The organism is Haloglomus litoreum (assembly GCF_029338515.1).
In the GTDB taxonomy this organism is placed as follows: domain Archaea; phylum Halobacteriota; class Halobacteria; order Halobacteriales; family Haloarculaceae; genus Haloglomus; species Haloglomus litoreum.
On sequence record NZ_CP119988.1, the window covers coordinates 1,099,718 to 1,125,611 of the forward strand.

The 25,894-nt window shown below is 69.6% G+C and carries 29 protein-coding genes; 11 read left to right on the forward strand and 18 right to left on the reverse strand.

Annotation, left to right across the window (positions count from 1 at the left end; genetic code table 11):
* Window positions 1–232 precede the first annotated feature (232 nt).
* The 4 genes from P2T62_RS05490 to P2T62_RS05505 all read right to left on the reverse strand — a co-directional run bounded on the left by P2T62_RS05490 (window position 233) and on the right by P2T62_RS05505 (window position 5,234).
* On the reverse strand, window positions 233–2,296 hold the full coding sequence (locus P2T62_RS05490) for a hypothetical protein (RefSeq protein ID WP_276260479.1): 2,064 nt from the start codon (window positions 2,294–2,296) through the stop codon (window positions 233–235).
* Window positions 2,297–2,398: 102 nt separating this feature from the next.
* The gene (locus P2T62_RS05495; RefSeq protein WP_276260480.1) at window positions 2,399–2,977 is read right to left on the reverse strand and encodes a DUF2150 family protein; all 579 of its coding nucleotides are present in this window, start codon (window positions 2,975–2,977) and stop codon (window positions 2,399–2,401) included.
* Between the two features lie 168 nt (window positions 2,978–3,145).
* Entirely contained in the window at window positions 3,146–3,988 is an 843-nt protein-coding gene (locus P2T62_RS05500) for a TatD family hydrolase (RefSeq protein WP_276260481.1), read from the reverse strand.
* Window positions 3,989–4,208: 220 nt separating this feature from the next.
* Entirely contained in the window at window positions 4,209–5,234 is a 1,026-nt protein-coding gene (locus tag P2T62_RS05505; protein ID WP_276260482.1) for a sodium:calcium antiporter, read from the reverse strand.
* Window positions 5,235–5,385: 151 nt separating this feature from the next.
* Between P2T62_RS05505 and P2T62_RS05510 the strand changes: the two genes are divergently transcribed.
* A complete protein-coding gene (locus P2T62_RS05510; protein WP_420028412.1) occupies window positions 5,386–6,159 on the forward strand; it encodes a Nif3-like dinuclear metal center hexameric protein in 774 nt (257 codons plus the stop codon).
* Here P2T62_RS05510 and P2T62_RS05515 read toward each other — a convergent pair whose 3' ends face one another.
* Window positions 6,160–6,963, reverse strand: a complete 804-nt coding sequence (locus P2T62_RS05515; protein ID WP_276260483.1) for a hypothetical protein — start codon at window positions 6,961–6,963, stop codon at window positions 6,160–6,162. It abuts the gene before it with no gap.
* Window positions 6,964–7,105: 142 nt separating this feature from the next.
* Here P2T62_RS05515 and cruF point away from each other — a divergent pair, with 142 nt between their 5' ends.
* Entirely contained in the window at window positions 7,106–7,960 is an 855-nt protein-coding gene (cruF, locus tag P2T62_RS05520) for a bisanhydrobacterioruberin hydratase (RefSeq protein WP_276260484.1), read from the forward strand.
* A 184-nt stretch (window positions 7,961–8,144) separates the two neighbouring features.
* Here cruF and P2T62_RS05525 read toward each other — a convergent pair whose 3' ends face one another.
* The 3 genes from P2T62_RS05525 to P2T62_RS05535 all read right to left on the reverse strand — a co-directional run bounded on the left by P2T62_RS05525 (window position 8,145) and on the right by P2T62_RS05535 (window position 10,895).
* Entirely contained in the window at window positions 8,145–9,092 is a 948-nt protein-coding gene (locus P2T62_RS05525; protein WP_276260485.1) for a phytoene/squalene synthase family protein, read from the reverse strand.
* A gap of 243 nt (window positions 9,093–9,335) precedes the next feature.
* Window positions 9,336–10,649, reverse strand: coding sequence for a phosphoribosylamine--glycine ligase (locus P2T62_RS05530; RefSeq protein ID WP_420028438.1), 1,314 nt, complete (start codon window positions 10,647–10,649; stop codon window positions 9,336–9,338).
* A 9-nt stretch (window positions 10,650–10,658) separates the two neighbouring features.
* A complete protein-coding gene (locus P2T62_RS05535; RefSeq protein ID WP_276260487.1) occupies window positions 10,659–10,895 on the reverse strand; it encodes a hypothetical protein in 237 nt (78 codons plus the stop codon).
* Between the two features lie 97 nt (window positions 10,896–10,992).
* Here P2T62_RS05535 and P2T62_RS05540 point away from each other — a divergent pair, with 97 nt between their 5' ends.
* Window positions 10,993–11,793, forward strand: a complete 801-nt coding sequence (locus P2T62_RS05540) for a PKD domain-containing protein (protein ID WP_276260488.1) — start codon at window positions 10,993–10,995, stop codon at window positions 11,791–11,793.
* A 71-nt stretch (window positions 11,794–11,864) separates the two neighbouring features.
* Here P2T62_RS05540 and P2T62_RS05545 read toward each other — a convergent pair whose 3' ends face one another.
* Window positions 11,865–12,950 carry a phosphotransferase family protein gene (locus P2T62_RS05545; protein ID WP_276260489.1) on the reverse strand — a complete coding sequence of 362 codons (1,086 nt, stop codon included), beginning with the start codon at window positions 12,948–12,950 and terminating at the stop codon, window positions 11,865–11,867.
* Window positions 12,951–13,122: 172 nt separating this feature from the next.
* Between P2T62_RS05545 and P2T62_RS05550 the strand changes: the two genes are divergently transcribed.
* The 3 genes from P2T62_RS05550 (at window position 13,123) to P2T62_RS05560 (ending at window position 15,807) form a co-directional block, all read left to right on the forward strand.
* Window positions 13,123–14,349 carry an acyl-CoA dehydrogenase family protein gene (locus tag P2T62_RS05550; protein ID WP_420028439.1) on the forward strand — a complete coding sequence of 409 codons (1,227 nt, stop codon included), beginning with the start codon at window positions 13,123–13,125 and terminating at the stop codon, window positions 14,347–14,349.
* A 117-nt stretch (window positions 14,350–14,466) separates the two neighbouring features.
* Window positions 14,467–14,967 (forward strand): GNAT family N-acetyltransferase, encoded by a 501-nt coding sequence (locus tag P2T62_RS05555; protein ID WP_276260491.1) that lies wholly within the window; start codon window positions 14,467–14,469, stop codon window positions 14,965–14,967.
* A 78-nt stretch (window positions 14,968–15,045) separates the two neighbouring features.
* On the forward strand, window positions 15,046–15,807 hold the full coding sequence (locus tag P2T62_RS05560; protein ID WP_276260492.1) for an SIR2 family NAD-dependent protein deacylase: 762 nt from the start codon (window positions 15,046–15,048) through the stop codon (window positions 15,805–15,807).
* 13 nt (window positions 15,808–15,820) lie between these two features.
* Here P2T62_RS05560 and P2T62_RS05565 read toward each other — a convergent pair whose 3' ends face one another.
* Window positions 15,821–16,312, reverse strand: a complete 492-nt coding sequence (locus P2T62_RS05565; RefSeq protein WP_276260493.1) for a hypothetical protein — start codon at window positions 16,310–16,312, stop codon at window positions 15,821–15,823.
* Window positions 16,313–16,421: 109 nt separating this feature from the next.
* On the opposite strand from P2T62_RS05565, the gene P2T62_RS05570 reads away from it, so the two are divergent.
* Window positions 16,422–16,850, forward strand: a complete 429-nt coding sequence (locus P2T62_RS05570) for a cupin domain-containing protein (protein WP_276260494.1) — start codon at window positions 16,422–16,424, stop codon at window positions 16,848–16,850.
* A 58-nt stretch (window positions 16,851–16,908) separates the two neighbouring features.
* On the opposite strand, the gene P2T62_RS05575 is transcribed toward P2T62_RS05570, so the two are convergent.
* The 3 genes from P2T62_RS05575 to P2T62_RS05585 form a co-directional block, all read right to left on the reverse strand.
* Window positions 16,909–17,073, reverse strand: coding sequence for a DUF1059 domain-containing protein (locus tag P2T62_RS05575; protein WP_276260495.1), 165 nt, complete (start codon window positions 17,071–17,073; stop codon window positions 16,909–16,911).
* A 188-nt stretch (window positions 17,074–17,261) separates the two neighbouring features.
* Window positions 17,262–17,447 carry a hypothetical protein gene (locus tag P2T62_RS05580; RefSeq protein ID WP_276260496.1) on the reverse strand — a complete coding sequence of 62 codons (186 nt, stop codon included), beginning with the start codon at window positions 17,445–17,447 and terminating at the stop codon, window positions 17,262–17,264.
* A gap of 140 nt (window positions 17,448–17,587) precedes the next feature.
* On the reverse strand, window positions 17,588–17,923 hold the full coding sequence (locus tag P2T62_RS05585) for a glutaredoxin domain-containing protein (RefSeq protein ID WP_276260497.1): 336 nt from the start codon (window positions 17,921–17,923) through the stop codon (window positions 17,588–17,590).
* 132 nt (window positions 17,924–18,055) lie between these two features.
* Here P2T62_RS05585 and P2T62_RS05590 point away from each other — a divergent pair, with 132 nt between their 5' ends.
* Together P2T62_RS05590 and P2T62_RS05595 are read left to right on the forward strand one after the other, a co-directional pair.
* Window positions 18,056–19,126 (forward strand): presenilin family intramembrane aspartyl protease PSH, encoded by a 1,071-nt coding sequence (locus P2T62_RS05590; protein ID WP_276260498.1) that lies wholly within the window; start codon window positions 18,056–18,058, stop codon window positions 19,124–19,126.
* A gap of 136 nt (window positions 19,127–19,262) precedes the next feature.
* The gene (locus tag P2T62_RS05595) at window positions 19,263–19,559 is read left to right on the forward strand and encodes a hypothetical protein (protein ID WP_276260499.1); all 297 of its coding nucleotides are present in this window, start codon (window positions 19,263–19,265) and stop codon (window positions 19,557–19,559) included.
* Window positions 19,560–19,650: 91 nt separating this feature from the next.
* On the opposite strand, the gene P2T62_RS05600 is transcribed toward P2T62_RS05595, so the two are convergent.
* Window positions 19,651–20,655, reverse strand: a complete 1,005-nt coding sequence (locus tag P2T62_RS05600; protein WP_276260500.1) for an ornithine cyclodeaminase family protein — start codon at window positions 20,653–20,655, stop codon at window positions 19,651–19,653.
* 218 nt (window positions 20,656–20,873) lie between these two features.
* Window positions 20,874–21,095, reverse strand: a complete 222-nt coding sequence (locus tag P2T62_RS05605) for a DUF8015 family protein (RefSeq protein WP_276260501.1) — start codon at window positions 21,093–21,095, stop codon at window positions 20,874–20,876.
* Between the two features lie 369 nt (window positions 21,096–21,464).
* Between P2T62_RS05605 and P2T62_RS05610 the strand changes: the two genes are divergently transcribed.
* Window positions 21,465–22,727, forward strand: coding sequence for an MFS transporter (locus P2T62_RS05610; protein ID WP_420028440.1), 1,263 nt, complete (start codon window positions 21,465–21,467; stop codon window positions 22,725–22,727).
* A 12-nt stretch (window positions 22,728–22,739) separates the two neighbouring features.
* Here P2T62_RS05610 and P2T62_RS05615 read toward each other — a convergent pair whose 3' ends face one another.
* Window positions 22,740–23,384, reverse strand: a complete 645-nt coding sequence (locus P2T62_RS05615; RefSeq protein WP_276260503.1) for a type IV pilin domain-containing protein — start codon at window positions 23,382–23,384, stop codon at window positions 22,740–22,742.
* 123 nt (window positions 23,385–23,507) lie between these two features.
* On the opposite strand from P2T62_RS05615, the gene P2T62_RS05620 reads away from it, so the two are divergent.
* Window positions 23,508–24,311: an RNA methyltransferase gene (locus P2T62_RS05620; protein ID WP_276260504.1), complete on the forward strand. Its 804-nt coding sequence runs from the start codon at window positions 23,508–23,510 to the stop codon at window positions 24,309–24,311.
* 24 nt (window positions 24,312–24,335) lie between these two features.
* Here the strand turns inward: P2T62_RS05620 and P2T62_RS05625 are convergent, their stop codons facing one another.
* Entirely contained in the window at window positions 24,336–25,406 is a 1,071-nt protein-coding gene (locus P2T62_RS05625) for a DUF7350 domain-containing protein (RefSeq protein WP_276260505.1), read from the reverse strand.
* Between the two features lie 4 nt (window positions 25,407–25,410).
* Window positions 25,411–25,860: a plastocyanin/azurin family copper-binding protein gene (locus P2T62_RS05630; RefSeq protein WP_276260506.1), complete on the reverse strand. Its 450-nt coding sequence runs from the start codon at window positions 25,858–25,860 to the stop codon at window positions 25,411–25,413.
* Window positions 25,861–25,894 lie beyond the last annotated feature (34 nt).

Consider the following 25,894-nt stretch of genomic DNA (forward strand, 5'->3'; position numbering starts at 1 on the left):
CCCCCGGAAATACATCTTGGTTGGTCCGAAAGTGGTCAGTACGACTAAAAGGGCTTCTGACAGCGCCATCCAAACCCCCGGCGCCGTCCCCGGTCGTGAACGACGCCAGTCGGGGTCCTGGCCTCCGGGTTCGTCGGGGTCGGAGCGTCCCCGCGCTCCCGATCTCGGGCGGGTACGTCGGACGGCGCGTCGGCGCGGGGCGGCCCGGGGCCCGGCGCTCTCGCGTCCGCACTCAGGGCGGCCCGCAGTCCAGCCCCTCCGCCGCCGGTGTCAGGGTCTGCCCCGCCTCGTCGAACGTCCCGGTGCATTCGACCCGCTGCCCGGCGTCGTCCTCGAACGTCGCGGTGACCGAGGTGCCGTCCCCGGCCACGCTGGAGTCGAACTCGATGACGGCGGTGCCGGACGGCCCGGACGCTGGCTCCGTGAGCACGGTCGTCGTGGTGCCCGACGGGGTGGCGTCGACCGTGACCTCCGGCACGTCGAGGTCGTCCGTGGCGCTGTAGGTGAACGTCACGCGGTCGGTCTGTGACGGGTTCCCCCCTCCCATCCCGGGATTGCCGCCGCCCGCGTAGTTGGCACTCGCGCTCAGCGAGCGGACGGTCGGCGGCTGGTCGCCTGCCCGTGCCTCGCAGACGTCGGCCCGTCCCGCCGCTCGCCAGTCGGCCGAGCGGTTCGTGTCCACGTACGCCCCGTCCTCCACCCGTCGGAGTCCGATCCGCTCGTCATAGTCGGAATCCTCGTAGACGTGGCTGTCCCGGACGGTCCCGCTATCCGCCCGGACGAGCTCCAGCGAGCCCTGGTCGGGGACCGCGAACGACGCGTCGACGGTGGTGTCCCGGCAGTCGGGAAGCGGGTCGTCGCCGACGGTCCCGAAGTGGACGACCTCCTCGCCGGTCGTCGTGACCGTCGCGCTGTCTCCCGGCCCCCGAAGCGTGTACTCCCCCGCCGTCGGGATGTAGACGCGGACGAACTCGGCGGTCGCCGACCCGCTCCCGGACGTGTCCGGTTCGACCGCGGTGATGAGCGGACGGCCGTACTCGTCGTTCCCGACGCGTTCGGCGTCGTCCTCGACGGTGAGGTTGACCGCCACGGTCCGGGGATCGCCCCGGTCGTCCGGGTCGCCGCCCGGCCCTGTCGCATTGAGCGTCACCTCCCGGCTCTGCCGGACGTTCAGCGGGGCGCGGTACTCGAACGTGGCCTGCCCGCTGGCGTCAGTCGTCGCCGTCGCCGTACCGCCGCCCCCGTCGCCCACTACCCATCCGGTGTCCGGCTGCTCGACGGTCACCTCCGTCCCGACGACGGGGTTGTTGAACCGGTCGCGGGCCTCGACCGTCACCTGCTGTCGGTCACTCTCGTCGAGGCTGTCACCGCCCCCCCGCGTGGCGACGACGTAGGCGACGTCATCCGTCGCTCGCTCGGCAGCCGTCCGGCTACCGAGGCCCACGGCACCGAGCCGGAGGTTGTAGCTCTGCCCCTGGACGAGCGTGACGACGACGAGGTCGCCCGGGGCCGCGGGGTTGGCCCGGACCTCGACGTCCTCGACGTAGCCGTCGGGGTTGGTGGCCGCCATCTCCCCGCTCAACAGCTCCTCCCACTCCGACTCCGACAGCTGTGTCGGGAGTCGGAGCGTGATCGGACCCCCCTCGCTCGTCACGCTCACGGTCCGGTTCGTCGCGGAGACGACGCGCGGATCGACGGCGGCCGCGCGGCTCCCGGCCGTGTCGTACTCACCCATCACTCCGACCAGCGAGATCGTCCGGGAGTTGATGAACGACTGGTTCGAGAGCGCGAGTCGCTCACCGCTCTCGAACCGGTTGTACAGCACGGAGGACTCGAGCACGGTCTCCGGGCCCCCATCGTAGGCGTTGTACGTGGGCTCGTAGACCACGCCGTTCGTCGAGAAGTTCCGGGTCGTCCCGTTCCAGTAGTTCTGCGCGCCGTTGCTGGTCGTCGCGGTCGCGTTGGTGACGTTGAATCCGCCTCGATCGACCGTCCTGAGCGTTCCGCCCGGCGGGGCCGGATTCAGCAGCAGCGTTCGCGAGGGGTAGGTCGTCCCGAGCCGGACCCGGGTCGTCCTCCCCTCGCCGGTCGCGGCAGATCGGAGGAGGTCGCTGCGGAGATCAACCATGTCGTCCTGTGCAGCCTGGTTGTGGTTGAACTCGACCTGGGCGTTCTCCTGCGGGACGAGCACCGCCTGGAAGAGCGCGAGACCGATGACGAGGAAGGCGAACAGCAACAGCACCCCGATCTGGACCGGCTGTCCCCGCCCCCACCCCCGTCCGCTCGGACCGTTCATGTGAGTCTACCGGAGTACTGGCGCCGCGATAAAAATGGCTTCCGACAGAACCATCAAAGCGTGCCGGTCGCCCGCGCCCCCGGCGGGCACCGGCGGTCGGGCTCAGTCCTCCTCCTCGACGACCTCAGGGTCCGCGAGTGCCGACTGGAGGCTGTCGAGCCCGTTCACCCAGTCGAGGACGAGCGCGTTCTCGATCTCCTCGACGACACTCGTGTCGATCTCGTCGCCCGCGAAGATGCGGGTTCCCGCCTGCGCACAGTAGGCGAAGGCGGCGTCGAGTTCCTGCTCGTTCCCGGCGTCGATGGCGGCGTTGACGTACTCGGCGGCGCTGGCCTCGTCGGCCGGCGCGTTGGCGACGTACTCCTCGGCCGCCGAGATGACCGGTTCGAGCGAGGCCTGCACGCTCTGGATGAGCATCGTCTTGTCCTCGTCCTCGAACTCGACCTCGGCGAAGACGATGTCGCGCATCTCACCGAGCTTCTCGACGGCGCTCTCCTCGGCCAGTTCGCCGTCGTCGGCGTCGGTGACGATCTTCGCGACCGCGATGGCCGTGTCGTCGCGCAGGTTCCAGAGGAAGCGTGCCGAATCCTCCTCCTCGGGGTTGACGTCCTCCTCGCGGAGTCGGCCGACCCAGTTCTGCCAGCGCTCCGCCGTGTAGTACTCGTCCGGGGGCGTGCTCATGTTGCCGCCGTACGTGCGCCCGGGGTTAGGCCTTTCCCTCGGCCGCCACCCGATGGACTCAATACACTCGGCACATCGCCTACCTCAGGGGCGCTACTGCCGTGTCTCTCGAGGGTACTCCCTGGGCAGTGGTGCCGCGCCGCACTCCCCACCCCCCGTGGCCGCGGCTCACTCCCCGAGCGTCGCCTCGGTGTCGATGCCGTAGACCCGCGCGGGGGTCTCGACGTGTGCGGTTCGGATGGCCACCCCGTGGCCCTCCTCGACGAGCCACCGGGTCCGCCGTGGGACCGTCTTCGGCCCGAGGACGGCGCCCGGTCGGTCGGGGTCGTCGATGAAGTCGGTCTCGAGCATGAACGGCCGGCCCTGCTCGATGGCGCCCTCGATCTGTGGCTTCTTCGCGATGACGCTCGGCACCGGTCCGACCGTCCGGCTCCCGGCGTAGTGCTTGACGACCTGCTCGGGCGGGAGCCCGCGCTCCTCGGCCCAGTCCGTGATCTCGGAGAAGTCCTCACCGCCCTCGGTGTGGAGCTGGACGGCACAGCCAACCTCGGCCGCGCGCTCGAACGCGTGGCGCATCACGGCGTTCGAGGCCTCCCAGACGGCCTCGTCGACATCGTAGTGCGGGCGCCCGGATTTGATGGCCAGCGCGGGGCCGTCACTCACGTACTCGGCGGCCACGTCGATCCCCCCGCACATCAGGTCACGCGCCTCCTCGGGGCTGTATCCACGGTCGACGAGCTGGCTGATCAGCGCGGGATGCACGCCGAGGACGGGCCACGCACGCCCGTCGAGGACCTCGGTCGCCCGCTCGACGGCCTCGACGGTGAGGTCGAACCCCTCGCGGAAGTCCTCGGCCGACTCGACCTCGACACCGAGGCTCCACGACGGCTTGTTCAGCACGAGCAGGTGGGTCCCGCCGACCGCGGCGAACTCCTCGACCGCCTCCGTGTCCCGACCGTTCACGGGGTCGAGGTGGAGGTGGTCGTCGAGAACGGGTCCGTCGTAGTCCATACCTGTGGCTGGGCGGCCCGTGGCGAAAAGCGTCCGGGATGTCGCTCCAGCGGTGGCCCCGTGGCTGGCGGCTATCGTGTCCCCGAAAGCGGCGCGGTGGCCCCCGGCCGCGGCGCTCGCGGGGCTGGCGAACCCGTCGGCGCGACTCGATACGTCAGGTCACGGGGGGGCTGGTCCCGTCTCCCTACTTGAACGTCGGGGGTGGGAGCCGGGAGCGGGGTCAGGCAAGCAACGCCAGCCGGCCGACGCTCTCGGCAGCCATCCACCCGAGGAAGCCGCCGTACACCAGCAACAGTCCGACCGCCTCGGCCGTCGACACCTTCAGGTCCGTTCGGACGACGGTCAGCAGGAGCAGCGCCGCCACGACCAGGAACGCGAACAGCGGGACGACCGTGCCGAAGTTCACGGTCACGGCCCCGACCGCCAGCACCGCGACCGGGATGGCGACCAGCAGATCGAACGTGCTCGACCCGAGTACCGTCGAGATGGAGACGCCGGGTTCGTCGTTGCGCGCCGCCAGCACGCCGACGAACACCTCCGGCACCGAGGCACCGGCCCCGACGACGGTCAGTCCCCAGAGGAACTCGGAGGTGCCGAACGCCTCGCTGAACTCGATGGCCGCCCGCACCAGTCCCTCGACCCCGACGCCGACGAACACCAGCGCGACGACCAGCCCCGTCAGGTACTCCAGCGCCGACCGGTCCCCGCTCGTGCGCCCGGCACCGTGCTCGGCGGCGTCGGCGTACTGGAGGAACAGGAAGAAGACGTAGAGCCCCAGCGGCGCGAGCACCAGCGTCCGCGTGAGTTCGCCGGCCTGCCCGGCGCCGCCGGCGGCCGTCTCGACGGGGTTGTAGATGACCGACAGCGCGAGCACGAGGAGGACCGAGGCCACCGCGAGGACGTAGAACCCGGTCTCCTGGTAGACGAGTTCGCGGTCGGTCCGGAGGCCGCTTCCGGGCGAGAGCAGCGCCGAGACGGCGGGCACGACGAGTACCTTGAACACCGCCGACCCGACGACGATGCCGATGGCGAGTTCGACCCGGTCGTGGAGCGCGATGGCGACCACCGTCGCGGTGAACTCCGGGAACGAGGAGCCCAGGGCCGTCACGACCGCGCCCCGGACGTCGCTCGGGAGCCCGAAGTGGTCGGCCAGCTGTTCCGTCGAGCGTTCCAGCACCGTCGCGCCAGCCCACACGGCCGCCAGCGACCCCGCCGCGAGGGCGGCGACCATCTGGAGACTCGTCATGCCCGGCCGGACTCGGGGCCACCCCGTAACTCCGGTGGCCGAAACCAGGTGTGTACGGTGTTGACACACCGATTCCGGGAGCCCGCGAACCCGCGGCGGCGGCGCGGCACGAGCGACAACCCTGAAGCGTCCGCCCCACGACGGACGAGCCATGTCCATCCCGCTCTCGGAGTTCGCGGACCGACTGAACGACTTCCTCGACGTCGACGATTACGCGGCCGACGCCGCGGTTCAGGGCCTGCAGGTCGGGCCCGAGGGCGCGACCGTCGACACGGCGGCGTTCGCCGTCGACGGCGTGGTCGCCACCTTCGAGGAGGCGGCTGCACGCGGTGCGGACGTGCTGGTGGTCCACCACGGAATCTCCTGGGGCGGCATCGACGCCGTCACCGGGAAGGAGTACGACCGCGTCGCCGCGCTCGTCGAGAACGACCTCGCGCTGTACGCCGTCCACACGCCGCTCGACGGCCACGACGAGGTCGGCAACGCCGCGCTCCTGGCCGAGCATCTCGACCTCGACGTGGTCGAGCCGTTCGGCGACTTCGGCGGCGTCCACGTCGGGCAGCGTGCCCGCGCGGACGACCCGCGGACGGTCGCGGACCTGCGCGACTCGCTGTCGGAACTCGCGACGGGCGACCGGCCCGTGCAGGTGCTCGACTTCGGGCCCGACGAGATCCGCGACGTGGCCATCCTGACCGGGAGCGGCACGGACTGGCTGGACGAGGCCCGCGAGAAGGGTGTGGACGCGCTCATCACGGGCGAGGGAAAACAGCCCGCCTATCACGAGGCCCGCGAGGCCGGCATCACCGTCTTCCTCGCCGGGCACTACGCCACGGAGACGTTCGGCGTCCGTGCGCTGGCCGACCGCGTGGCCGGGTGGGACGAGGGTATCGAGACGACGTACATCGAGCACCCGACCGGGCTGTGATCATCCGCGCCGCTCGACGCGGAGGGTGAACGCCCAGTCGATGCGGGTGCCATCGCCGGGCCCGGGCAGGTCCTCCGGCTCGCTCCAGAACACACGGGGCTCGAACCGGTGTCGCCCGACCGGGAGGCAGTCGCCCGCTTCCCGGTCGGCACCGAGCACGTACGAGCGCGCGGTGGCCGTCTCGCCCGGCCCGAGGTCGATGACCTCGTACTCGGTGTCCCTCGCCATCGGTCCCTCGACACCCCAGCAGTCCCCATCCGTCGAGCGCGCCATCCCCGTAGCGAGCAGGAACAGCTCCTCTTCGATGGACCGGATGCCGTCGTGGCGTGCGACCGTCCCCTCCCCGACCGACACCGTCCGGTCGGCCGTGTTCGTGATGTGCGTCCGGAGCACCGGCGGCCGCTCGGCCGTCCCAGGGTCGATGCCCACCTCGTATCGAACCGGTGCCGCCTGGTCCGGCGCGGTGTCGGCCACCGTCACCGAAGCGGCGTCGACCGCCACCCCGGGCGACCAGTCCAGGGGTCGCTCGACCGTCTCCTGGTCGGTGGGTGTCGGACCGTCCGTCGGTGTCGGATGGTCCGTCGGTGTCGGATGGTCCGTCGGCGTCGGATGGTCCGTCGGTGTCGGATGGTCCGTCGGCGTCCCCGACCTGGCCGGGTCGCTGGTCCCGGTCCGTGCGTCCCGCGGCGTGCCGGTCGTCGTGGCGGTGCGGCCGCGCCCACCCGTCCGGTCCCCGTCCGAGCAGCCCGCCAGCCCGCCCACGAGTGCCGCGCCCGCGGCACGGAGGAGTCGGCGTCGGTCCACGGACCGTGGTACATCGTAGCACGACAAAGTCTCCACGGAGACACAAACGAACGCTTCATGGAACCAGCTCGGCCCCTGGGCAGCCGGGACGCCGCTGCCGACATCCGAACCCATATCCTCCAGCCGACCCTCCGTAGCGACAGTGAGCGCGGATACTACCTCCCTGCCGGGACGGGCACGGGTGGAGGCAGGGCTGGACGACCTGGTCCGGGAGAACCGGTTCACCATCGCCGTCGTCTTCCCGCTGATGGGGGCGGTCCTGCTGGTCGCCTCGCGGGAGGGGCTGCTGGGACCCCTCGATTTCAACCCCTGGCTCATCATCTTCGGGACGCTCGTGATGCGCCTGCCGCTGGTGGCCGGCCTCGCCCCCCTGGTCGACCGCCGGGCCGCCGCCGGCCTCCTCCTGCTGACGGCGTACTCGTACGGCATCGAGTACGTCGGCGTCCTGACCGGCTTCCCGTACGGGAGCTTCGAGTACGGCGTCGAACTGGGGCCGATGCTGCTGGACACGGTGCCGCTGGGGCTGCCGGTGTTCTTCTTCCCGCTGGTGGTGAACGCGTACCTGCTCTGCCTGCTCCTGCTGGGGCCCCGGACCGAGCGGGCGCTCGTCCGCCTGCCCGCGGTCATCGCGGTCGTCCTGCTGATGGACCTCGTCCTCGACCCGGGTGCGGTGGCACTGACGTTCTGGCAGTACGACCCTGCCGGCCCGTACTACGGGGTTCCGTGGTCGAACTACGCGGGCTGGGTGCTGTCGGCGACGGTCGCGGTCGTCACGCTCGATGCGGCGTTCGACCGGTCCGGCCTCCGCGAGCGACTCCGCGACTGCGAGTTCATGCTCGACGACCTCGTCTCCTTCGTCGTCCTCTGGGGGCTGGTCAACGCCTACTTCGGCAACCTGGTCCCCGTGGCCCTGGCGGGCGTGCTGGGCGCCGGCCTGCTGGCGACGGACCGCTTCGACTTCGACGTGCGACCCTCCTGGCCCTCGGTCCGGGGGTGAGGTGGTGTACGTGGCTGGGTGGACTCTCGGTTCGACCGGAGTTGGTCCCGTGACAGGATGTGCCGGTGGATAGTTCTCGCCAGATTATCTGTAGAAGTGCCGTAATAAATCTATAAAGTTCAGAATAGATGAATAATGCTGGTGTCGAGCGGATAGAGCCAGCAGGGAATAGATATCTGATGTCCTACCGTGCAGGCATCGGTTCGCCGGGGTGGTCGTGACTGGCCGGGGTCCCCGACGGCACGGCGCTCACCTTCGCGAACACCGTCTCGGGGTCCTTGTTCCAGAACCAGTGCCAGCGGGTCTCGGCGACGAGCCGGAGCTTCCGGAGCGCCGACAGCGACGGGGTCTCCGAGAGCACGTCGCAGTCGCGCTCGCGGATGAGGCGGTGGTGGTCGGCGTACAGCACGGCGGCGATGAGCACCGGGAGCTGACAGTCCCGCGGCAGGAGCCCGATGCCGGCGACGCCCTCGCGGTAGAGCGTCTCCGTCCGGCGTAGCTCCTCGCGGACGGCGGCGGCGAACGCCTCGTCGTACTCGAGGCGCTCGATCTGTTCCTCGGTGATGCCGTATCGATTCAGCGTCTCGAGGGGGAAGTAGATGCGGTCGCGCTCGATGACGTCCTCGCGCACGTCCCGGAGGAAGTTGCTCATCTGGAACGCCTCGCCCAGCTTCCGGGCCGCGGGGATGGCCTCCTCGGGGTCGTCCTCGCGCATCACGTAGGTCATCATCACGCCGACCGCGGCGGCCGACCCGCGCATGTAGTCCTCGACCTCCTCGTAGGTCTCGTATCGGGACGTCTCGATGTCAGTCAGCATCGCGTCGATGAAGACGTCCACCTCCTCGTCGGGGATGCCGTAGCGCTCCCGGAGTTCGGCGAAGGCCGCCAGCACAGGGTCGTCGGTCTCGCCGGTCAGCGCGGCCTGCCGGATCGCCTCCAGCTGCCGCCGCTGCTCGGCCGGAGGAACCCCCTCGGCGTCGTCGACCACCTCGTCGGCCACCCGGAAGAACGCGTACAGCACGTACGTCGCGTGCCGGACGCGTTCCGGGAGTAACCGCGTCGCGTAGTAGAACGTCCGCCCGGTCCGCCGGTGGATGGCCTTGCTCCGAGAGAGCTGCGCGTCGTCGACCATTCGATACCACACTGTACGGTCGTCAACGTCTTATAGATAGTGCAAGTATGAGCCGGGGACGTTGTAGGTGTAGGTTGATAAATATGTGTTACTGAGCAAAAACAGCCGGTATCTCTGCGTCGACCGGTACGTTCCGGTGCGGCCGTCGTGGTACTCCCCGGCACGGTGTTCACGTGGTACGCCCCCTCGGTCCCGGTCATCGGCGACGTCGGGACCGGAGCCGCGTCCGTCCCGTGCTGGCACCTATTGCGGCCCGAGATACCCCCACGCCTGTAGCCGGTCGCCGTCACCATCGACCCAACGCTCGCCGATGTCATCGCGGTAGTAGAGGTTCGGGATGACGATGTTGTCCACGCGCTCGTAGGCCTGTCGGCGAGCGTTCTGCATCGTGTCCCCCTTCCCGGTGACGACGAGCGGCATACCGCTCTCGCCAGCGACCCGCCACTGTCCATCGACCCTTTTGGTGTCCTCCAGGTGGATCCCCTCGCGGCTCTCGGTCTGGAAGACGACCGCAGCGTTCCGGGAGTTCTCGTCGTACGTCTTCTCGTCGTCGAACGGGAACGGCGGGAGGACGACCCGCACACCGATCTGGTAGCCGTTGTGGACCTCCAGTTCGGGGTCGGTTCCGTGGGCGAGGTCGTAGAAGAACTGCCCGGCCGGGGATTCGAACGACTCCTCCTGCAGCGCGATGGTCGGATAGCCGAACCGCGGGGTGAACTCCAGCGGGTAGATGCCGGTCTCGTTGACGATACAGTTGATGTCGATACTCCCGACGTAGCCCTCCTCGGCGAGCCAGCCTTCGAGCTTGCCGAACGTCTCTTCGAACAGTTTGTTCCGCCCGCCCCAGAACATCGATGTCCCCATCTCGCCCGTCGACGGGCCGATGTTCCCCGGGAACAGTTTCTTGTGCTCGAAATTGAAATTGACCTGGTCGATGAACCGCTCACCGTTGAAGAACCCGCAGATGGCGATCTCCACGCCCTCGACCTTCCGCTGGAGCTGGAAGCCCTTCATCCGGTGGCCCCACGCTTTCTTGTAGGCGCGAAGGACATCGACGACGTCGCTGCCGTCGTCCTCGTTGCCGACGTAGAGGAGCCGCTTGACGTTCTGCACCTCCCCGAGCGGTTTGATGACGTACGGTGCGGGGTTCTCCCGGACGTGCTGGATGCCGGCGTCGAAGTCCTCGAAGACGTGGTGCTCGATGGTGTTGACTCCGTGCTCTTCGAGGATCTCCATCGCGTAGCCGCGATCCTCTTCGAGCCGATCGGTGTTCGGGGTCCCCCCGACGACGGCCTTCCCCTGCTCGCGGAGTTCCTGAGCGAGCGCGCCGGTGCCGACGTCAGAGCCGACCCAGATGTCGTCGAAGACGATGACGTCGGCCCACTCCACCTCGGCACGCCAGTCGTCCGTCTTCGGGACGAACCCGTTGCCGATCTCCTTGTCACTCTCGGCCTCGATGTAGTACTTCACGTCGTGGCCCTCGCGGTGGACCTGCCACGCGAGGTCGGTGATCAGTGCGGCGTCGGCTGAGATGAACAGGAAGTGTCTGGAATCAATCATCTTCATCTACGAAGCGATCGTCTGTGGGTCTGTGCGGGTTCTCTGGGAGCTGATGAGTGGTACCGCCCCTCCCTCGTGCTCGCAGCGGGGGCCGATGGGCTCGACGAACCGCTCGGCCATCTCCACGTCGGCCTCGGTCTCGCTATCGTAGCGGATCTCGTGGCCCGCACGCTGGACCTGCGACGCCATATCGCCGACGAGCGCCGTGGCCGGCGAACCGACGAGGGAGTGCTTCGTGTCCATACCTCGACCGGTCGTGGGGGACCGCCATAAGCCTGGGCCGGACTGGACACGACCGCTCGGCGCAACCGTGATGTGCCCGGGCCCGGTTCCTCCTGCCATGACACCCGGCTCCGGGGCGCGGTGGTGGGACCAGCGGGGCGCCTCGGAACTCCTCGGGGGCATCCTGATGACCGCCGTCGTCGTCCTCACGATGTCGGTGGCCGGGATGGCGATCACGACCGGCATCACCGACCAGTCCGGTGAGACACCGCTCGTCGACTGTGAGCCGAACTTCGAGGACGGGGAGCTACTGGTGACCCATGGCGGAGGCCACAGCGTCGACGCGTCCGAACTCGGGGTCGTCCTCCGCGACGGCACGGGCTCTTCGACCCGCCTGCCGTTCGTCGTCGACGAGGGGGACGGCGACGGCCGCTTCGAGGTCGACGAGACCGCCCGACTCGGTCCGCTCACCGACCGGACGGAGGTGCTCGTCGTCACGAACGGGGTCATCATCTGCGAGGCCATCGTCTACCCGACCACGCCGACGCCGACGCCAACACCGACACGGACAGCCACGCCGACGCCGACGCCAACACCGACACGGATAGCCACGCCCACCGGGACGCCGACGCCGACGCCCACCACAACACCCACCACGACGCCACGGAACCAGCGGCCGACGGCCGACTTCACGACCGACCGGAGGGGGAAATCCTCCAACGTGGACCTCGACGGCTCCCCGTCGACGGATTCCGACGGCACCATCGTCACCTACCGGTGGGACGTCGGCAACGACGGTTCCATCGACTACACGGGCAAGACGGTGAACAAGGCGAACGTGCCGCGAGGCGCGCTCGTGCGTCTCGTCGTCACGGACGACGACGGCGCGGCCGACACCAGGATCGAGTACGTTCCGTAGGTCGATGCCGAGCGAGTGTCGCGGCCGGATTCCGCGATCGTCGCCCCCTGTTCGGGGACCGACGATATCGGCTACAGCGGCTCCTCGCCGTCGATGATGCGCTGGGCCCGTGCGGCCAGTGCCGGGACGCCGCGGCGCATCTTCGGGTACATGTCGTCGTCGGAGTTGCCCTCGAGGTAGCGCCGGAAGAACATCTCGCCCAGCCCCGCCAGCTTGTAGACCGCCAGCACCCGGTAGAACTTCTCGTTCGTGAACTCCAGGCCCGTCTTCGCCTCGTAGCGCTCGACGAGCTCCTGTCGGGTCAGGTACCCCTCGCGGGTCATGAACGTGCTCGACAGCGAGTCCGTCGACTCCGGCGGGTCGGGGTCCTTCGCGTCCCACCAGTACGACAGCATCCACCCGAGGTCGGTGAACGGGTCGCCCAGCGTGGACATCTCCCAGTCGAAGACGGCGTTGATGCGGGGTTCGTCGTCGGTGGCGAACATGACGTTGTCCAGCTTGTAGTCGCCGTGGATCAGCGTCGCGGGTGGGTCCTCCGGGACGTTGTCCTGGAGCCAGCTCATCACGTCGTACAGCGCCTCGACCTCGCGCTCCTCGGTCGTCACCTCGAACGCCCACATCAGCTGCTCGGACCAGCGCCGGACCTGGCGCTCGGTGAACCCCGGTGGGTATCCGAAGTCGCCCTCCTCCAGCCCGACGGCCTCGTAGTCGACGGCGTGGATCTCCGCGAGGCCATCGACGAGCTCCTCGCCGATCTGCCGGCGGCGCTCGGGCGTGGCGAAGCGGTCGGGTTCGTCGTCGCGCAGGACGACACCGTCCATCCGCTTCATCACGTAGAAGTCCGCCCCGAGGACGTCGTGATCGTCGCACGCCAGGACGGTCTCGGGCACGCGCACGTCCGTCCCCTGCAGGGCGTCCATCACGCGGAACTCGCGGAGCACGTCGTGGGCGTTCTCGGCGGTCTCGCCCGGCGGCGGCCGCCGGATGACGAGGTCGTCGTCGCCCCAGGTGACGAACAGCGTCTCGTTGGAGTGGCCCTCCTTGTGGTGCTCGACCTCGTAGGTGCCGCCGTGCGGCCCGAGTTCGTCCTCGAGGTAGGTCGCGAGCGCGTCCCGGTCGACGATGCGCCGGAAGTAGTCTGACTCGCCCTCGCTCATGCTCTCACCCGGCGTGGCGAGCGCCACGGCCACACGTCTGCTAACATTGTAAGCTTGGGTTCCCCCTGCGGGTACGTATAGATGGGGGTCGTCCGTCACCAGGTTGACCGCCGACGGATGGCGGGCGACGATTCCTTTACAATGGTTGCCCGGCAACGCCCGGTACATGGATATCGACTACCACGATTCCGAGCGGGCGACGGAGCTCGCAGACCGCGCACGCGAGTTCATGGACGAGGTCGTCATCCCGACCGAGCGCGAGCACCTGGGACACGGCCCCGTCGACATGTCTGTCATCGAGGACCTGCGCGCGCAGGCCCGCGAGCGCGATATCTACTGCCCGCAGATCGCCGAGGAGCACGGCGGCATGGGCGAGTCGTTCCGCGACGTGCTGCCGCTGTTCGAGCAGGCCGGCCGCTCGCTGCTGGGTGCGGTCGCGATGCGCGTCGACGCGCCCGACGAGGGGAACATGCACACCATCGAACTCGTCGGAACCGACGAGCAGAAACAGGAGTACCTGGAGCCGCTCGTCGCCGGGGACATCCGCTCGGGCTTCTCGATGACGGAACCCCGCGAGGGCGCCGGCTCGGACCCGAAGATGATCAAGACCACCGCCGAGAAGGACGGCGACGAGTGGGTCGTCGACGGTCACAAGTGGTGGACCACGCAGGGTGACGAGTCCGACGTCCTCATCGTGATGGCCCGGACGAACGAGGACAAGCACCCGTACCAGGGCTGCTCGCTGTTCCTCGTGCCCACGGACGCCGACGGCGTCGACATCGTCGAGCCGACGCCGCACCTCGGCCAGACGCTCCTGCCCGAGAGCCACGCCGAGATCCGCTACGACAACGTCCGGATCCCGGAGGAGAACCTCCTCGGCGGGCTGGATATGGGCTTCGCCCACGCCCAGGAGCGACTGGGCCCCGCCCGACTGACCCACTGCATGCGCTTCTCCGGGATGGCCGAGCGTGCCCTCGACATCGCGAAGACGTACATGCAGAACCGCGAGGGCTTCGGCTCGAAGCTCTCCGAGAAGCAGAACCAGCGCTACGAGATCGCCGACATGGAGACGCGGCTCCACGCCACGCGCTCGATGGTCCGGCACGCCGCCGAGGAGATCACCCGGGGCAACCAGGCCCGCGTCGAGGTCGGGATGGCGAAGGTGTACGCCGCCAACACCGCCCAGGACGCCATCGACCTCGCGGTCCAGTGCTGTGGTGGGGCCGGTATCTCCCGGAAACTCCCGCTCGCGGACTTCTACGAGGCCGTCCGGGCGTTCCGAATCGTCGACGGGGCCGACGAGGTCCACCAGCGCGTCATCGCCCGCGAGGCCTTCGACATGGAGTACGACGAGGGCGAACTGGCCAACCTCCCGACCTTCGGGAACCCCTCGGCCTGAGCCCGTCGCTCGCGCGGTCCACCTTCCACTACCCGTTCTTCGCTCCCTCACGAGTCCTGTGAGCGTCTCGCGAAGCGTGGAAAGACACTTGCCGGTGCCGCCGCCACCCACGCGAGCATGTCCGACCCCGACCTCGATATCAGGCCGGCCACCGAGGCCGACCTCGACGCCCTCTTCGACCTCTGGTCCGACTTCTCGCGTGAGATGGCCGAGATGGACCCGTACAACGAGGTCGCCGACGGCGACCTCCGTGCCGTGCAGGACGACTACCGCCGGGAGGCGCTGGCCGACGACGACCAGCGTATCTTCCTCGCGGTGGCCGCGGACGGCGACGGCGGGCCCGTCCCGGTCGGCTACGTCACCGCCGAGCGGAAGGGGTCTCCGCCGGTGTTCGCCCGTGGCGACCGCGTCAACGTCGGCGAACTCTACGTCCGCGAGCGGTACCGCGGGGAGGGCCTCGCCGACCGGCTGCTCGACCGCGCGCTGGCGTGGGGCCGCGACCAGGGCTGCGAGCGCATCTCCCTCAGCGTCAACGTCGATAACGAGCGCGCCCGGGCGTTCTACGAGCGGCGTGGCTTCGAGCCGCGGCGGCTGAAGCTGGACCGGCCGCTGGAGTGACCGCCGGGCGTGGACGGAGCGGTGGCCGGGACGGGCCCCGCCGAGTCGTTTTAGTCCTGCCATCCCTTCCCACACCACATGACCGACGAGGAGATCCGATTCGCCGCCGATGCCATCCGGGATGCCGATTCGGTCGTCGCGATGAGCGGCGCCGGCGTCTCGACCGCCTCCGGAATCCCCGACTTCCGGAGCGAGGACGGTATCTGGCAGGAGTACGACCCGATGGACTTCCACATCTCCCGGTTCGAGGCCGACCCGGAGGGGTTCTGGACCGAGCGCGCCGAGATGGTCGAGGACCTGTTCGGCGACGAGTTCCAGCCCAACCCCGCCCACGAGGCGCTCGCGACACTCCAGCAGGAGGGCCACCTCGACGGCCTCATCACGCAGAACATCGACGGCCTCCACCAGGAGGCCGGCAGCGACGAGGTCATCGAGATCCACGGCAACGGCCAGCGGGTCGCGTGCTACGACTGCAGCCGGACGTTCGAGGCCGAGGTCGTCTTCGACCGGGTGCGGGCGGGTGCGGTCCCGCCACGCTGTCCCAACTGCGAGGGGCTCCTCAAACCGGACGTGGTCCTGTTCGGCGAGCAGCTGCCGGAGTACCCGCTCTTCCGCGCGCAGTCGCTGGCCGAGCGGGCCGACCTGTTCCTCGTCGTCGGCTCCTCGCTCACCGTCGAACCCGCCGCCTCCTTCCCCCGGACCGCGGCCGAGGCGGGCGCGACCCTCTGTATCGTCAACCTCGACCGGACGGGCCTCTCGGACCGCGCGGAGTACGACTTCCGCGCCGACGTCACCGACGTGCTGCCGGCCATCCGGGACGCCGTGCAGGAAGGGACCTGAGCGCCCGACGGGGCTAGTTCTCGCAGTAGGTCCCCTCGTTGGTCGCCCCGCAGGTCAGCGTGAGGTCGTACTCCGAGACGGCCGCGGGGTCGCCGTCGACCGGCCGCCGGACGGTGAGTCGAAGCGACTCCCCGGGGGCGATCTCGGGGCTGCCGTCGCCGGAGACCATCACGCCGTCTCCGGGCTCTCCTCCCTCTCCGGTCGTCAGCGCGAGGTCGTACTCGTAGGCGAGGGCGTCGGTCTCCCGGTCGCCGGTGTTCGTCACGGTGACCTCGGCCCCGAACTGTGGGTCGGCGACGAACGGCGCCGGGCCCTCGAGGGCGAGTCCGTCGACGGTCGAGCGTGCCGTCCCGGTCGCGTCGCTCGGCGCCGGTGAGTCGGGCGGCTCCCGTGCCGACTGCGTGGGGGAGGACGACCCGTCCCCGTCGTCCTCCGTACAGCCGGCGAGCAGTAGGCCGGTGGCGAGTCCGCCCGTCGCCCGGAGCAGTCGTCGTCGTCGGTTCACACCCGGCACGTGCCGCGACGAGCGAAAGAAGCCACCGCTTCGCCGGTCGAGGGCTGCCGCCGCCGTCGCCGCAACCCTCTTGTCCCGACCGGCCGTGGCAACGCTCGGCATGGAATACAGCGTGGTCGAGACGGACGACGTGGACGTGACCGACCTCTCGCAGGTCGAAGAGATCCCCCCGGACCTGGATATGCAGTCCATCGATTCGGCGCTCGGGCTGGAGGAGATGCTCTGCAAGATCTGGCACTTCGAGGAGGGCGAGGAGATCGGTTACCACGCCCACGGGGAGCAGGAGGAGCTGTTCTACGTCCTCGAGGGGCGGTTCTCGCTGAAGCTCGGGCGCTCGGGCGAGGAGGAGTTCCGCGAGGTCGGCCCGGGAACGTTCTGGGCCGCCGGCCCGATGATCGGGCATGGCCACCGCTGTGTGAGCGAGACCGGGAAGATACTCGCGCTGGGTGCCCCGAACGTCTCGGACCCCGGGCGTGATCCGCACCAGATCACCGACGAGGAGATCGAGGCGGCCCAGTCCGACGACTGACGCGGCGCCCGAGCTGCCGGTCGGGAGCGCTCCGAAGAACGATGTGTGGGGCCGTCGCCTAGACGGTCTTCCAGGCACCTCTGATGTCGGCCTGCGACATCTCCGTGTCGTGGACGTCCCGCGCGTGTTGCTGGACCATCCCGATGAGTTCGTCCTCCTTCTCGGACCGTACCATGAAGTCGCAGTCGTAGCCCGCCTCTCGGCAGGATAGCTCTTTGGCCATCTGTGGTTCCTCCGGCGAACGGCAGGGCCCGGGTGTACATTGTTACAGACGGGATAGCGCGCCGCGGTTTCGGCCGTCGCTGGACAGGCCCGTCGTACCCCCTCATGCGGGTCCGTTCGGTCCCCGAACGTCGACCGTACTGGGTCCGTTCGGTCCCCCGAACGTCGACCGTACCGACCCGCCGGCGGTCACTCCCCGTGGATGTCGTCGTGCAACCGGTGGGCCTCCTCGGGCGTGGTCGTGACCCACTCCTCGTCGGTGCCGAAGCGGACCTGGACCATCCCCTCGGGGATGTCGGCGTCGACGGTCCGGGCGTGCTCCCCCACGAGATGCTCGGCGTACTGGTCCCAGGCAGCGTCCCGCGAGGGTGCCACGGCCCGCCACGAACAGCCGGGATGTGAGCAACATAACATGCTCTTACCCGGGAGATGGGTGACCGGTACATGACCCTTACCACCACCGGCTGCCGACCTGGGTCGGCGGTCTCCGGTGTCGGTCGGGCCCTGGCGGGGGTTCAGTTCGCTTCCGTGGTCGGGTTCGCGTCGACCGCGCCCGACTCGCCCGCGTAGGTGGCGTTCAGGTACTCGAGGATGCGCGAGGACTGGCTCATCGTCACGCCGGTCGCGCTGTCGACGATGACGGGGACCTGCCGCTGGCCGGAGACGCGCTGGACCTCGTTGCGCCGGGAGTGGAGCCCCTCGACCCAGACGCTGTCGTACGCCAGGTCGAGTTCGTCCAGTCGGTCGACGACGAACTCACAGAAGGGGCACCCCTCCAGCCGGTAGAGGGTGATTGTCGGGTCGGCGTCGGTCGCGTCGGTCGCCTCGCCCGCGTCGGCGTCGGTGCTCATATCGATTGTTCGGGGCCGGGGAAGCATAACTCTCCGGGGCCGGACACGGGGCGCGAGCCGCCACCGGCAGGTGACGCTCGGTCCCCACCACGGAGCGCAACGCCCAAACGCCGGCCACCCCCACGGACACGCATGAACGCCGACCGGCGGTACGTCGCCGTGGCCGCCATCGTGGGCATCTTCGTCCTCGTACAGCTGGGGGCGCTCGCACTGGTGGAGCCGTTCAAGTCCGCGGGGTTCCAGGACGTCCAGAACCCGTCGGACCCGACCAACAGCCTGCTGTACGTGGGCGCCATCCTCGTCGCGACGGTCGTGATGCTCGGGGCGTTCAGGTACGGCGGCGACCGCGTCATCCGCGCGGTGCTCGTGTTCTCGTCGGGCTACCTCTCGTTCTACGTGTTCGCGGTCCTGGTCCCGGCCGCACCGCTCCCGGGGCTGGCGGCACTGGCTCCCGCCGTGGCGCTCGCCGCGCTCGTCACCGGCGCGCTCTGGGTCTACCCGGAGTGGTACGTCATCGACGCCGCCGGCGTCGTGATGGGTGCGGGGGCGGCCGGCCTGTTCGGCATCAACTTCGGCATCCTCCCGGCGCTCGTCCTGCTGGTGGTGCTGGCGGTGTACGACGCGATCAGCGTCTACGGGACCGAGCACATGCTCACGCTCGCCGAGGGCGTGATGGACCTGAAGGTCCCCGTCGTGCTCGTCGTCCCGCTGACGCTGTCGTACTCGTTCCTCGATGAGTCCCCGGAGGCGAGCGGGAGCGGCGACGGGGACGGTGACGAGGAGGACCCCGCGGTCGCCGACGGCGGCGAGGCCGATGCCACCGGGAGTACCTCCGGGAGCGCCCCCGACGGTCCCGACGAGCCCGCCGCGGACAGCATCGACGACGGGGACGATACCCGCGACGCCTTCTTCATCGGCCTCGGCGACGCCGTGATGCCGGCGGTCCTCATCGCGTCGGCGGGCTTCTTCGCGCCCGTCAGCGTCTCCTCGCTCGTACCGGGCATCGCGCTCACGCTACCCGCACTGACGGCGATGATCGGGACGAACCTCGGGCTGCTCGCGCTGATGTACTTCGTGATGCAGGGCCGGGCCCATGCGGGCCTGCCGCTACTCAACGGCGGCGCCATCGGTGGCTACCTCGTGGGCGCGGTCGCCGCCGGCATCCCGCTCGTCCGGGCGCTCGGACTGGCACCCTACATCTGAGCGCCGTCCCCGGCGGCCCCCCGCACATCTGCTGAAGCGAATTTCAGTAACTTCGTCTACAGAAATGTCCTTCAGATTATACTTTTTACGTCCCGGTCCATCGCGATGGATGCGGGGAACTCCCCCGGTGGTCCCGATGAAATCTGCACACATGCGCCGCCTGTTGCTGGGCGGCACCGCTCTGCTCGTCGCCGGCTGGCTGGGCCAGGTCGCGCTCGTCGCGCCGGCCATCCTCGGCGCGGTCGCGCTGGCGACGCTGCTCCCGCTGACGCTGGTCTGCTCCCTCTACGCCGTCGTGCTTGTCACGACGCGTCTCGTCGACGGGAGGGGTCTGCCCTTCCGACCGGCGCCGCCCGAGACGGATGCCCGCGGTGCGGAGGCTCCGTCCTCCGGGACCCGTCGCAGTACCGGCGGGGCCACCGAGGCCGACTGATCCCCCTCTGCCGGGGGTGTCCGCGTGCCACACCACCCCCGGCCGTTCTCGGTCACGTCTCTGCACCCGTCCTCGAACACTCCCTGCGAGGTCACTCCCCGGTGAGCGCGTCGCTCGCCGGCGCGAACTCGATGAGTTCGCCGAGTCCGGCGTCCTGGGCCTTCCGGTACAGCATGTACGCTGCCGCGACGGTCTCGATGCCCGTCCCGCCTGAATCGAACATGGTGATCTCCGAGCGGTCGGTCCGGCCCTCGGCGTGGCCGGCGACGACCTCGCCGAGTTCGGCGTGGATGTGATCCTCCGTGACGGCGCCCTCCTCGACGGCCTGGAGGAACGCGCCGGCGTCCTGGTGGGCCCGGGCCCGGAGGTCGGGGACGTACGTCGCGCGCTGCACGGCCGTCGCGTCGACCTCGCGCTTGTCGGGGTCGTACTGGCCCATCACGGTGACGTGGGCCCCATCCTCCAGCATCTCGCCGTCGAACACCGGCTCGCTGGCGTTCGTCGCCGTGACGACGATGTCGGCCCCCTCGACGGCGGCGTCGGGGGAGGCGACCGCCGCGACCGACGCGTCCAGCGCCTCGTTCATCTCGCCCGCGAAGCTCTCGCGGTGCTCCTTCGTCGGCGAGTACACCTCCACGGTCTCCAGGTCACGCACCGCAGCGGCCGCGCGCAACTGGCCGCGGGCCTGGGCGCCGGAGCCGAACAGGGCGAGGTCGGTCGCGTCCGGCCGTGCGAGTTCGTCGACCGCCACGCCGCCCGCGGCGCCGGTCTTGAAGGGGTTGAGCGAGGCGCCGTCGAGCAACGCGAGCGGGCGCCCGGTCTCGGCGTCGAACACCGGCAGGAAGAAGTGGGCGTCCCGGTCGCCGAACCCGGCCGCGTAGGTGTAGCCCCCCATCGCGCCTGTCTCCGGCAGGATGGCCATGTACCCGGTCAGCATCCCCGGCGGCGACTGGTTCACGAGTTTGGTCCGTGGCTCGGCCGTCCCATCCTCGCCGATATCGCGATACCCCTCGCGGACGGCGTCGACGTACTCGGCCGGCGTGGCGAGCCCGGACAGCTCGTCGCTCCGCAGGAACAGCACCTCCGTGTCGGTCATACTCGGGATTCACACGGCCACCGTTTGGCGTTTGCGGCCCCGAACGCGGCCCCGTCGTCGGACGGCTGCCCCATCGAACATATCGTGCCTATCTCTCTGTTCCTGGCAGAATGTCGGGTATCTTGCCCGAAATTGCGATATATGCATCTAGATGGGTGAATTAATCGAATATGGGTGGGGCAACGCTAGATCGGAAGCGTGGGTGGCCCGCGGAGGACTCAGTCGGCCAGGTCGAACGAGGGCTTCGACTCGCTGGCAGGGGTGTCCGTCGAGCGGCCGGGGGTGCGGACGAACATGGCGTGGCCCACGAGCCCGGCGGCGACGAGACAACCCAGCGAGACCGCAGTCGTCAGGAGGATGCCACCGAGGAACAGGGCGGTGGCGATACTGGCTGCCGCGAGCGGAATCGCCCCGAGAACGAAGTCGTAGTAACTTGCCATATCTATCATGATCTTCGGCCGTCGCTGAAATAAGCGTTTTCCAGATTCAACCAGTAAGCCGCTGAAGAGCGACAGGAACTTGCTGGGTGAGTAATAGATGGGTTCTCCATAACTTATGAAGTTGATCCCGTTCGATAACGGCGATCAGAGATCCGGTGACGTAAACCCGATTCCGCCGCCGGCGACCGTCGCTGGCGGTAGCCCTGGTTTCGCACGTGTCCCGAGTCGTTCGTCCCGCCTGCCCGATACGGCTGGAACCAGTCGGGGATTGGGACGGTCGGTTCCCCACGGTCGAAGCGACGTGTTGAAACCTGTGGCGTCGGAGGCAGAGACGTGAACCGGAACGACCGGGCGATCACGGGGCTGGTGATGGTCGCGCACGCGATGGTCCACACCTACGAGCTGTCGCTCCCGCTGTTGCTCCCGGTCTGGCAGGCGGAGTTCTCGACGGTGACGCTCCCGACGGGCACGCTCGCCGTCACGGGCTTCGTGATGGGTGTGGTCCTCACCATCGGCTACGCGCCGTTCGGGCTGGGGGCGCTCCCCGGCGGCGTCCTCGCGGACGCGTACGGCTCGCGCCGGCTCATCCTCTCGTGTCTCGTCGGGATGGGGGCCTCGTTCCTCCTGCTGGCGGTCTCGCCGGGGCTCATCGCGGTCGCGCTCGCCCTGTTCGTCTGGGGCGTCGCGGCGTCGGTCTACCACCCGTCCGGGCTGGCGCTCATCTCGAAGGGCGTCGAGGCACGCGGCTCCGCGTTCGCGTATCACGGGGTGGCCGGGAACCTCGGCATCGCGCTGGGCCCGCTCGCGACGGCGCTCCTGCTGTTCGGCCTCGGTGACTGGCGTCTCGTCGTCGGCATCCTCGCGGTCCCGGCGCTCGTCGCGGCCGTCCTCGCCGCCCGCATCGACGTCGACGAGACGGCCGCCGTCGGGTCCGAGGCCGCGACCGACGGGGGGACCGGCGACGACGCGGACGACGAGGGGACCAGCGGCGACGCCCGCGCCTCCGGCTCCGTCGCCTCGCTCGGCGAGTTCCTCGCGGACTCGCGGCTCCTGTTCGGCGGCGCGTTCGTCCTCGTCTTCGCCGTCGTGATGCTCTCGGGGCTCTACTACCGCGGCTTGCTGACGTTCCTACCCGAGATCCTGGGGCGGTTCCCGTCGCTCGCACCCATCGAGTTCGCCGGCCGTTCGCTCGAACCGGAGCGGTACTTCTACGTCGGCCTGCTGATGGTCGGCGTCGCCGGACAGTACGCCGGCGGCCGCCTCACCGACCGTATCCCGGTCGAACTCGGCCTGCTGGGCGGCTACGGTGCACTCGCCGTCCTCGCCGTCCTCTTCCTCCCGGCCGCCACCCTCGGGCTCGCCCCCCTGATCGTGATGGGCGCGCTGGTCGGCTTCTTCCTGTTCGTCGTCCAGCCGTTCTACCAGGCGACGGTCGCCGAGTACACGCCCGCCGGGGCGCGGGGACTCTCGTACGGCTACACCTACCTCGGCGTGTTCGGCGTCGGCGCGCTCGGCGGCGCCGTCGCGGGCGGCGTCCTCACCTACGCCAACGACGCCGCGCTGTTCGCGGTGCTCGCTGGATTCGGCGGGCTGGCGGCGCTGTGTGGCGCGGTGCTGTACGTCCGGCGGTGAGGCCGGCCGGCCCTACACCTCGTTCTCGTTCGATTCGGGGTCTGCGAAGTAGCGCATCTGTTTCAGCGAGACGTCGTCGACGTAGATGGCGGCGTCGCCCGCGCTGGTCTCCCGGTAGACCCACACCTCGGCGGACTCGGCGTTCGCGTCGTTCCCGATCTCGGTCAGCACGCACTCCTCCCGGTAGGAGGTCCAGGTGACCTCGTAGGTGTTCTTCGCGATGATGTCGCCGTCGGCATCGTAGTACTGGGCACCGACCCAGGCCCTCGTGTCGTCGGGGTCTGCGATTTTCGACTGGGCACAGAGCCGGTAGGTGTACCCCGGCTCGATGGTATCGGTGACCGTCTGCCCGGTGAACTCGGCGTCCCCGTGCATCTTCAGCGCGTAGGAACCGAAATAGGCCTCCGCCGTGCCGATCGACGCGTCCGGTTCGAGGCCACCGTTGTCGTTGCCGTCCTCCCAGACCCCGTTCGCGCCCTTCTCGAACCCGGGGTTGAACAGGAGGTTGTCGCTGACGGGAACCGGTCGCTCGTTGGTGTCCATCGCGTCATCGGCCATCCCGCTGGCGGCGACGAACACGACGCTTCCGAGTAGCACCACGACAGCCACCATCAGGATGACGCCGATGACCGGCGATACGGCTCGTTCCTCGTCCATATCCGTGCCGAGGTACCAGGTACTCAAACGTTGCTCGCGTGCTTTCAGACGGTGAGAACACCTCACGCGCCGTCCCGACCGCGTGACGCGAGCCTTTTGCGCCCCCACCGGCTACCCCCGGGCGTGCCCCCCGACATCTCCGTCGCCGTCGTGGATGCCGAGACGCCCGGCAACGTCGGGACCGTCGCCCGCGCGATGAAGAACTTCGGGCTCTCGGACCTCCTCCTCGTGGACCCGCCGGAACTCGACCCCGAGGGCGAGGCCTACGGGATGGCCGGCCACGCCCGCGAGGACGTGCTGCCGAACGCCCGCGAGGTCACGTTCGATCACCTCGTCGAGACCTACCACACCGTCGGCTGCACCGCGGTCACGAACGAGGACGCCCGCAAGCACGTCCGATACCCCTTCCGCACGCCTGCGGACCTCGCGGCGTCGCTCCGCGACGTGTCGGCCGACACCTGCATCGTCTTCGGTCGCGAGCGCGTCGGTCTCACGAACGAGGAACTCGGACGGCTGGACGAGGTCTGCGCGATTCCGGCCAGCGCGGACTACCCCGTCCTCAACCTCGGGCAGGCCGCGACCGTCGTCATCTACGAGCTCCGCGAGCTGACCGTCTCCGAGACGCAGGTCCCCGACGGGATCGAGCGCGCCGACGAATCCGAACTCGAGGGCCTCCACGAGGAGTTCGCGCGCTACCTCCGGAACGTCAATCACCCCGACGAGAAGCAGGCGAAGGCCCGGCGACTCCTCCGGCGCGTGCTGGGGCGCGCGCACCCGACCGGACGCGAGGCCCGTACCCTGCGTGGCATCCTCCGGCGCGGGAACGGCCTGCTCGAGAACCCAGAGCGACTCGACCGGGACGGACCGGACTCCACCGGCGACGACGGCGGCGCGGATTCCACCGGCGACGACGACCGGGCGCTCTGACCACTCCCGACCTGGTGTCGGGTCTCACGAGCCGGTCTCGACGCGGAGGCTCACCGCCGGCAGGTCGAAGAACGCCGTCTCGTATCCCTCGTGACGGGCCACCTGCGGCGGCACCGTCACGCGGAGCCGCAGCCGGTCCCCGTCCCGGAGCGACGGCATCCCGGCGCCGTAGTGGTACCCGAGGTCGGGACCGAGCGTCCGTGTCAGGCTCCCGTCGAAGGTGGTCGCTCCGTCTCGCTGGACGGTCGCCGCCAGCCCCATCGACGGGACGACCAGCCGGTTGTGGACCGTCCGGGCCGACACCGCCAGGTACGGGTCGCCGGGGAGGTCGTCCCGCGAGACGGCGAGGACCGCCAGGTCGAGTCCTCCGGTCCGTGCGGTTCCGAGGTGCCGTCCCGGGAGGTCGGCCGGCGGCCTCCCCGTCGAGGGTGGAACCGTGTCCGGGACGGCGCGGGCGAGCGCCCCGGGGTCGCCCGCCCGCGAGACGCGCCGGCGCTCGATGCGCTCGCGCTCGCGGCGGCTGTAGTCGAACGCGACCGCCGCCGTCGCGGGAGCCGACAACCGCCCCTCCAACGCCCCGACCCGCCGGTTGCGGAGGCCGCCGACGCGGATACGGACCGTGTAGCGGCCGTCGCCCGCGAGCGAGAAGTTGCCGCCGTAGTGGAAACCCATCCGCTGGGCCAGCATCGGGTAGACGACCTCCTCGCTGACCAGGTCGCCGTCCCGGGTGAGCTCGGCGGTGACGCCGGCCTCCGGCAGCACGAGCCCCGACTCGCGCTCCCAGACGGTGACCATCAGGTGGACATCGTCGTCGGCCTCGACCCCGGTCAGCTGGCTCCGGGTGCCCGTGACGTTCCAGAACCGGCCCGGATGGGAGTACGTGACCGCCAGCCCGAACGGCCCCGCCGTCGTCGTATCGACCAGTTCCATCCCGGTCGCGAGCGTCGGCCGGTAGACGGTGTCGGGCCGGTAGTCGACGACCGGCGGCATCCGACCACCGGAGCGCCGCTGGAACGGCATCCCGCCGTAGACACAGCCCGAGATGGCGGCGCTCCCCGCGAGCGCACCCGCCCGGAGGAACGTGCGTCGTCGCATCGGCCTACTCGACGACGCGGAACCCGCCCTTCATCCCGAGCGAGAGGTGCGGCTCGCAGAAGTACTTGTAGTAGCCCGCCTGCTGGACGGTTCTCTCGTAGGTGTGGCCCGCCCGTTTCGAGTAGCTGCTCTCCCAGTTCCGGTCCTCGAAGTCGACGACGTGTTGGCCACCGTTCCCGGTCCACTCCCAGGTGATGGTCGTCCCCGGGGAGACGTCCATCTTGATCGGGTCGAAGTCGAAGCCGTCACCGGCGCCGACGGCGACGGTGACGGCGGCCTCGCCGGTCGCGTCGACCGGCTCGCCGGCGTCCTCCACGTCCGCGAAGTGGTCACCGTACCCCTCGCCGCCGGAGCCGCCACCGAGCCCCAGGCAGCCGGCCAGTCCGGCGAGCGTGCCGACACCGGCCGCTCGTGTGAGGAACCCACGTCGGTCCGTTCTCGTCGGTCGCTCCATATCCCCACCTCCCCCCTATCCGGGGATAAGCGTG